Annotated in this window: 3 protein-coding genes and 3 pseudogenes; 2 read left to right on the forward strand and 4 right to left on the reverse strand. The window is 50.8% G+C overall.

Annotated features, from left to right (window positions below; translation table 11 throughout):
• Nucleotides 1–91: 91 nt before the first annotated feature.
• A pseudogene (locus BW990_RS20770) lies at nucleotides 92–492 on the reverse strand (transposase); the annotation flags it as partial.
• Nucleotides 493–1,209: 717 nt separating this feature from the next.
• Nucleotides 1,210–2,147, reverse strand: a pseudogene (locus BW990_RS20775) (IS5 family transposase).
• A 216-nt stretch (nucleotides 2,148–2,363) separates the two neighbouring features.
• Here BW990_RS20775 and BW990_RS20780 point away from each other — a divergent pair.
• On the forward strand, nucleotides 2,364–3,104 hold the full coding sequence (locus BW990_RS20780; protein ID WP_234990333.1) for an acyl-homoserine-lactone synthase: 741 nt from the start codon (nucleotides 2,364–2,366) through the stop codon (nucleotides 3,102–3,104).
• On the opposite strand, the gene BW990_RS22600 is transcribed toward BW990_RS20780, so the two are convergent.
• Both BW990_RS22600 and cas4 read right to left on the reverse strand, forming a co-directional pair.
• Nucleotides 2,997–3,329, reverse strand: a complete 333-nt coding sequence (locus BW990_RS22600) for a CRISPR-associated endonuclease Cas1 (RefSeq protein WP_076451389.1) — start codon at nucleotides 3,327–3,329, stop codon at nucleotides 2,997–2,999. The genes BW990_RS20780 and BW990_RS22600 overlap by 108 nt on opposite strands.
• A gap of 115 nt (nucleotides 3,330–3,444) precedes the next feature.
• Nucleotides 3,445–3,963: pseudogene (cas4, locus tag BW990_RS22605) on the reverse strand (CRISPR-associated protein Cas4); the annotation flags it as partial.
• A 427-nt stretch (nucleotides 3,964–4,390) separates the two neighbouring features.
• Between cas4 and BW990_RS21710 the strand changes: the two are divergent.
• Complete coding sequence (locus BW990_RS21710; protein WP_076451391.1) at nucleotides 4,391–6,682, forward strand: calcium-binding protein; 2,292 nt, start codon at nucleotides 4,391–4,393, stop codon at nucleotides 6,680–6,682.
• Nucleotides 6,683–6,883: the final 201 nt, after the last annotated feature.

Consider the following 6,883-nt stretch of genomic DNA (forward strand, 5'->3'; position numbering starts at 1 on the left):
ATCCTCAAGCCCCAGGCTCGGATCGACGTCCACTGCCGGGAACGGGTGAGCATCACGTGGGCCGCGGTGAAGAGCGCCGTGCGCGTGAAGGCATCAGCGCATCGACGAGGCGGACAATAGCCTCGTCTTTTCGAAAGATGCCGATGATGTCGGCGCGGCGCACCACCTCGCGGTTTACCCGCTCCAGTGGGTTGGTGCTTGCGATCTGGGCCCAGTGTTCACGGGGGAAGGACGTGTAGCCCGGATATCGTCGCGGGAAGTGTCCATCAGGACGACGAGCTTGGGCTGCTTCTCGCGCGGGGCATCTGCTACGATCTCCCACTGTGCTTCGGCCTCGGCTTTGGTCTCCTGCGCAAAGATCGTCTCAAGTATCGCCGCCACCGCGGTGCGCTGCTTGGCCGGAGCGTGAGCCAGGGCGTTGCGCATCCAATGAATGCGGCATCTCTGGAGATTAGCGTTGAGCACGCGACGTGCGGCAGCCCGCAGGCCCTTGGCAGCCACGCTTACTCGTCGGCACGGCATCCCAGCTCCTATAGTGGTCGAGCCAGAGCAGCGCGAGCCCCGGCTCTTCAGCGCCCCTTTATGGGCCGACCAGTCCCTGGTCTTGTAGGTCAGGGATGGCAGTCTGCTCATGCGACCTAGCTACTGTGGTAGGTTCACGAGACAAATCCTCATCGAAATTTGCGCACCAAGGACACAGCCGTATATAGAGCTTAATAGATGCTCGTTAAATATTCTCGGAGATTTACTTTCAGTTTACCTTTTTTCACTAGGTGGTTTGAGTAGAGTGTTGAGAGGGGAAAATGAGCATAGCGCGCCTGTAGGGCAATGCCGTGAGCAGTCGGCCACTAAACTTATCAAATAAAAAAAACCACCAAATATAAATGATACATCGATACTCAATTGTATCGATGTATCATAATAAATGAGCAATTCATCTCGGATATTTCTTCCAGCTATTTCTTTGTGATACCGGTACATAAATTGCTTTTGGATCGTATCCTCTTAAGTTCTTCAGAGGCTGACATGCTATTATAGCTTTTGGGATGTAGGGTGGTCGTGCAACCGTATAAAACGGGTGATTGAAACCTGTAGATGCGGCAGATCAATATATAATTGACAGGCTAGTGATTGGCTGATTTAGCCAGATTTAAATAATGCTTGGGGTTTGTCTGGTAACCTCGTAAGGTCGGGACTTCCCCTTTTCCCCTAGCGCACTTCACCCGCAGGTCCTGTTAAGAATATGCCGAGCGCAGTGTAGCCGCTCAGGAAGCGCTGCGGATCCGGAATTCGGCGACCTGGCGATCCGAGCCACATGCCATGAGCCACTGCCCCAGTAGTTTCAAGTAATGCACCTTCGTCTCAGCGCGACTTCGACGTTGGTATCCACTCCACTTAGCCAGATAGCACGGCCGAGTTATTTTGATGCACGAAGCGCCTCGTTCTACGCGATTGCACCAGGAGTTGATGGCTACCACGGTTAGGCATTTTTGCGAGGGGGAATTGCGGCATTTTCGCCTCGGTCGGCGACGCGTCGTGGCACTTGCGCCTGTCGTCGGCACCATCCCGGTGACTGTGCTGAGCTCCCCATCAGACGGACTCTGGTGAAAGAGTTCGAGCAGCATGGTCGCTTCACTGAAGTTGCTTCCGGTGATCTCGATAACGCGGATCTCCAGCGGCTGTTCGGCGCTGCCAATATGGAGCTTGCTCTGTTGACGGCGTCTTGCACCGCCGCGCTTGCGGGCGTGCCACTCGCCCTTGCTCTCGGCCTTGATGCCGGTGCTGTCGACCAGCTGGATCAACGGGCCTTTCGAGCCATGCTACGGTGTGGTCACGGCTAAGGTCTTTTGCCGCCGGCTCGGCGCGCTGGGGTCCGGCACCGCCCACTCGCGGCCTGCCAGATGCAGCAGGATCTCAGCGAGTCCGTTCGTCTGCTGGATGACCAAGGCGAAGAGAGCCTCCATCATCAGTTACTTCAGGGTCGCGGCATCGCTATACTGCGGTTGTCGGCCTCGCTCGCCGGTTGGCGGCGGCATCCAGGTCATGGCTGGATCGAACCAGATCGTCAGTGAGCCTAGCTGCTTCACTTCTTCGATGTAGACAGGCCGGTTCTTGGTCTTGCAGATCGGCGAGATCGATCTGATCATGTAGACGGATTACCATTCTGGATTTTCGAGATTAATCACACATCCGGCCTTTGCGCAACAATTCCACGCAAAGATTCAATACTAGTTAGAATTTCCATAGTGTAATGCATTAATTCGGTTGATTGCCTTTCTGTCATGATGGCATGTGGAAGTTATTAATGGATTATTTATGCGGCGCTCGCCTGTATGTCGTTTTATTTACTTGTTTTCAACACGATGTCCCTCTGGCTGAAGAGGAGATTCGCTGTGATAAGAATTGTTTTGGGTACAGATCTTTGGATGTTTCCGAGTACCGCACAAGAAATGTTTACTGACAGATCTGCGCAGTTTTCTCGGCGCTTGAAATGGAGTGTTTATGTTGATGCTAATGGCTTCGAAAGAGATCAATATGATTCCATGAATCCGATATATATTTGGATTGAGGGAGATTCGGGCGATCACCTTGGATCCATGCGACTTTTGCCAACTACAGGTCCGACAATGATTAATGACCACTTTTTATCAGCTCTAAATGGGGAGAAAATCTGTAATCCTTCAACTTGGGAGTGCACGCGATTCTGTATTTCACCAAAAGCAAGTCCAAGAACTGCGTTTAAGCTTTTGGCCAGCGCCGCCAGATTGATGGAAGAACTCAATATTGAGTTTCTGGTGGCTGTTTTTGATCAGAAAATGCTTCGAAAGTATAATATGTCTGGTGTTCGCCCGCGTTTACTTGGAAGCTCTTTGACTGCCCAGGGCTTGGTATTGGCAGGGCAGTGGAGTTTTGATCGTGGTCAACTCAACAAATTAATTGAAAAGGCACGCCTTGATCCCTTGGAATTTGACCTGGCCATGGCGAACTCGTCGCTTTCAAACCGACCTGGGAGGCTGGTCCCGCACGTCGTGGCGCAGGATGGAGCGCTGACTGGCGATCTTGGCCAAGGCGATTGCTTGCGCTACCAAGAGCGCCGCCTCTGAGTTGGCAAGTGCGCGATGCTGCGCACGCCCAATCAGCGCTTTTCTGGAATGCGGTCCCTCGACCCGCCCCATCAGCTTGCCTGAATAGCTGAGCCATACCATCAGAATTCCCAACTGGCTTGCAAAATGCCTCAGGTTGGACGGAGTCGATGTCTTGCCAAAAAGCAAGATCTGCCCGAGGGGATGGCCTAGGCTGCGCCTGGCCACCCTTCCATCGATCTCCACTGCGATGATCTATCGACTTTTTTCAGCCGTACGCCTTCGGTCGCCACGTCAAGCGGATTGATTAAGCGCTTGAATCAGGGATGCCTGCTCGCGCCCCGTGCGGGGATATTCAATCTTAGGCAGTCCGTGGTGGCTGTGGTCGGCACAATGGCTTCGGCGAGCGGTTTTCGCGTCTTTCAGTCTCAAATGCCGGGGCTGGAAGCGTACCACTATTTATCGCTGCCCGAGCTTCCAATGCCACTTTCGAAGTGAGGGACTGCAGATCGGCATCGAAGCCAACGACCAGTCTACGGCGGCGGGCACCGCAGAACAACGTGCCCTTGCGAACCTCTTTTTCAGTCATTTTCTTGGGGCACAGCGCCTGAGCACAGAGTTCCACCTCGGCGGCTCGATGTACCCTTGGGCTGCCCCGCTTGTATTCTACCGGAAATGGGGGTGCGCCATGCATCTTGACCACATCCGAGACGCCGTGAACGCCAAGCCAGGCCGTTGTGACTTGGACCGAACGCAGGACACGCATGCTTTTCCGACTATCTGACATCCCAATATCCGCGCGCTCTTGAGGGTTGCGGTCCTCGGTCGTCAGCCGCTTCTCCTCCCACAGGCTTTCCACATTGATGAGGGCGCATCGGCGCCGGCAGAATAGTGAATGCTAGAGCGTCGAGAGGAGCAGGCTACCCTATGACGCCCATGCTCGACTAGCGTCACGCATTGCGCAACGGGCCGCGTTGATGGCGCAGTTTTCGCTGCGTGAATCTATTGCTGGCACGGTATCTTCCGTGAGCCCGCAACTGACCGTCACGCAGTAGAACAGCCAAAGTGCCGTGTAGCCAATGTCGCTGTCGTTACAAAGCACGATCAGATGACGCGCGGCCAAGGCGTTCTGTAGCCGGCCTCGAACCGGGACTGATTAGCCAACGTGCCAAAAGCCTGGGGCGGTCGAGGCCGCGGTGCAGTGTAAATATAACGCGAAGAATTTTTTAGAAACGTCCCGAAGCTGACAGATTCGCGCCGAATGATCGAACTCATCTCCTTAGATATCTAAAAAAAAGGAGGCTTCTATGAACACGATCAATCCCCACGGGTTTTATGGTGAGATTGCCACAAGCGACCTTTTCGGGGGTAACGTGCTGGCCAATCGCGGCAATGCCACCGGGGAAGGCTCCTATGAACAACTCGCGGAGGAGATTGGTGTTAGTTCGCTTCGATATCCTGGCGGCTCGCTGACTGAAGAGTATTTCGACTTGTCTAACCCAGACTCGCCTCAACAGGTTGGTAATGAAACTGGCGAAATAGTCGATTTTATTCCAATTTCAGATTTCTTAGAAATGGCAAGCTCTGTTAAAGCTTCAGTCTCAATCGTTATCCCAACTAGAAATATGTTGAGCAATGCGGTCGACGAAAATGGAGATCGAATCGTCGATATTAATGAGGAGGGGCTGAGGGATTTTGTTTATGATGTTGTAACTGGTGTCTATGGGGAAGCTGATATCCTAATGTTTGAGATTGGTAACGAATATTGGGGTTCGGGGCGAATGAACTCTGCAGAGTATGGCAGAGTGGCAAAAGAAGTCACGGAAATTATTGCGGATGAACTTGCCTTCGTTGAGGAAACGACAGGAATAGATACCGAAGAGATAAGAATTGGTGTCCAGATGGGTGCCAACTTTAATTATGCATCGCTGAGTGTTCAATATGATGGCATGTCTCCGCAGGGCGTGATTCTGGATATGAACGAAAAATACAATCTTGGGATTGACGATTCTATAATTAGGGGAAATGGGGAGGTAAACTGGTTCGAGCTGTCGAATAAGATAATAATTGGTGAGATCGGCAGCGAAACGATAGAGTTGATAGACGGAATTATCGCGCACGTCTACTCAAAAGAGCCGGAGGTTGAAGGGCAGAGAGATTTTTTGCTCGATGTAATAAATGATACGTGGGTAGATAGTTTTCCGGATATGGAAATCTATGTTACCGAATGGAATCAGCATGCGAACACTGGCGCCTTTGATGAGCATGAGGATTATGGGCTCTACCAAGCACAGGAAATGCTCAATATCGTCGAAGAGTTTATGGCTTCCGGGGTTGATTCTGCATACGTTTGGCCGTTGATCCAGAATACAGAAAGCACGCTCAGTCAGGGATTCTCACATACAGAATTGACCGTCGCTGGCGAGATGTTTGCGATCATGCAGGAAACACTTCCTGGAAAGCAAATGATCGATCTAGACATGCGTTCTGACGAAACTGAGGCTGTCTTCGAAGGTCTTTCGGTTCATGCGTTTTATGGTAACGGCGAAGTTGTTTTTTATTTGATGTCAGATAGTCCAACCACTGGAACCTTTGATGTGTATGCTGGTGGGATTTTCAATGGTTATGAAGATGTATTTGGAAAAATTCTTGGTGTTGGTATCGGCGAAGATCCAGGCAGCAATTCCTCAAACGCTATTGTGCAGGAAATAAATACAGATGGGGTGATTGATGGGCTTACGATTTCTGCTGAATTGAATCCAGGGGAGATCCTTGTTCTTACATTTTCCAGGGTGGAGTTATCGAATGAATTGGAGCATGAGCTAATTGAGCTTGGCGGTTCCATCGATGTTGTCGAAGATCCTCTTGGCGAGATCTTTGATGATGAACCCGTTACTGATCAATTTATTAAGGGAACCGTTTTGGCTGACACAATTCTTGGTGCAAATGGTAACGATACTATCTCAAGTGGCCTTAATAATGATACAGTTTATGGAGGGTTAGGAGACGACTCAATTGGTGCCGGGGCCGGGCATGACTTTGTTAAGTCTGGTGATGGTAATGATTTTGTGAAGGGAGGTGTGGGCAACGATACGCTCAATGCAGGTGCGGGTAATGACGCTATCAAAGGAGATTTCGGTAGTGATATTATTAGGGGAAGGGAGGGCGATGATTGGATCGATGCAGGATTCGGGGATGATGAGATATACGGCGAAAGTGATAACGATACACTGAAAGGTGGTGAGGGGAGTGATACAATATTTGGCGGTTGGGGCGAAGATATACTTTTGGGAAATGATGGTGACGACTTCATGGATGGTGGAGCTGGGCGGAATACTTTGTCTGGTGGCGCCGGAGAAGATACTTTTTTCTTCGATCTTGAAGATTCCTTTGAGAACTCAGTTGTGGACTTTGATCCTTCAGCCGATAAGCTTGAGCTAAATTCAGATAATCAAGATGATTTTGAAATTAGTGTTCACGAAGGTGAAAATGGAGAGGTTGTTGTGAATTTTGACGATGATCAGTCTATTTCTTTCCAGAACCATATTTATGATGAAGACAATAGTGCATCAGATGTATTCGCGTGGCTTGGATTGTAGCTTGTCTTGGGCAGCGCCAAGATATTTGGGAGTTTTAAAGCGTGCGAAGACGGCTAACCCATCTATCGGTGTCTTGGGCGGTGTTGGCAAAAGTGATTAAAAAAGCTGGTCTGCCCCCATCGAGTGGTCCGGTTTGATTGTTAGTGCATGGTCGGCCTCTGGTCTATCGGCACGATGCTTTCTGGTGCGGGTGGACGGTAT

This window comes from Roseivivax lentus (assembly GCF_900156805.1).
GTDB lineage: Bacteria > Pseudomonadota > Alphaproteobacteria > Rhodobacterales > Rhodobacteraceae > Roseivivax > Roseivivax lentus.

Coding starts and splice junctions, on each gene's coding strand:
- BW990_RS20780 (WP_234990333.1), top strand. CDS start 2,364: ATGTCCCTCTGGCTGAAGAGGAGATTCGCTGTGATAAGAATTGTTTTG.
- BW990_RS21710 (WP_076451391.1), top strand. CDS start 4,391: ATGAACACGATCAATCCCCACGGGTTTTATGGTGAGATTGCCACAAGC.